2 protein-coding genes are annotated in these 1,227 nt (G+C 32.7%); both read left to right on the top strand.

Features of this window, described 5'->3' with window-relative positions; translation table 11 throughout:
- Window positions 1–131 precede the first annotated feature (131 nt).
- Window positions 132–470, top strand: coding sequence for a helix-turn-helix domain-containing protein (locus KH893_RS10985; protein ID WP_063723600.1), 339 nt, complete (start codon window positions 132–134; stop codon window positions 468–470).
- Window positions 471–585: 115 nt separating this feature from the next.
- Entirely contained in the window at window positions 586–1,194 is a 609-nt protein-coding gene (locus KH893_RS10990; RefSeq protein WP_281166168.1) for a helix-turn-helix domain-containing protein, read from the top strand.
- Window positions 1,195–1,227: the final 33 nt, after the last annotated feature.

Here is a 1,227-nt window from a genome sequence, read left to right on the forward strand (position 1 = left end):
GTAAGTTTTAGCCCCTGGTTTACAATAGAATATTTCCTGCAACCAGTAGTTGCTTTTAGTGCGCTAATAATTAGCGTGCTTTTTTCTCGCTTCAATATGATAATTAATCTATTGAAAGTGAGGTTACGCTTATGACTTTAGGGCAACGGATAAAAGAAGAACGAGAAAAAAGACAGTGGACGCAAGATTATCTTGCAGAAACGCTTAATGTTTCTCGTCAGGCAATTTCTAAGTGGGAAGTTGGGAGTACTTATCCCGATATTGATCGTTTAGTGCAAATCAGCAATTTGTTCGACATTACCTTAGATAGTTTGATCAAGGGTGATGATTCACTAAAAAAAAGCATAGTTATTACCAAAAACGCAAAAGCACAAACTAATGTCTGGGAATTTATGCGCAGTACTGGTTGGATGATGGTAATTGCAATTATTTATTTAATCACCAAAATGATTATTGCTGTCTTTAGTTAAGAAACATCAGGGTCTATAACTATTAAATAACGCCTATAAAAGAGCAAGCAATGATTCTATGCTTGCTCTTTTTGCGTTTCATCAGCATAATTATTTTGAAATCAGGAGGGTATATATGAAATTTGGTGATCGTCTAAAAAACGCAAGAACAGAATTGAATCTTACTCAGGAACAAGTTGCTAGAGATTTTTTTATTACTAGACAAACTATTTCTAGTTGGGAAAATGAAAAAACTTATCCTGACATTGCTAGCTTGATTAAGTTGAGTGACTATTACCATATTTCACTAGATACTTTGTTAAAGGAGGATACAGGTATGCGTGAGTTTTTGGAAAAGGAAGAAGTTACGAGACAAATAAAACCAATTTATCGCGATCTTATAGTTATTGATTTACTAGTCTGTTCATTACTAATTGGTAACTTTTTTAATCTAATACATTTAGGTGTATTTATGCTGCCAATATTTTTCTTGGTATTGTGCAGTGTATCTGCATTAAATAAGTTAAGAGAGTTCGATAACTCTAGTTCTCTTGGATTAAAATATGCTTGGCAAAAATACTTGTCTGGAGAAAAAGGAGCAAAATATTCACTTATTATGCCGATAGTATTTATCACTTCAGGAGTCATTGTTGTGTTATTAAAAGAATGGTATATTGGTGGAATCTTTATGCTAACAGGAATTTCATTTTTATTTTTTATCTTTACAAAAACAAAACACCAATGATATTTTCCTCATGTGTCAGGGGTCATAACTTAC

The organism is Liquorilactobacillus sicerae, from assembly GCF_029916425.1.
Classification (GTDB): domain Bacteria; phylum Bacillota; class Bacilli; order Lactobacillales; family Lactobacillaceae; genus Liquorilactobacillus; species Liquorilactobacillus sicerae.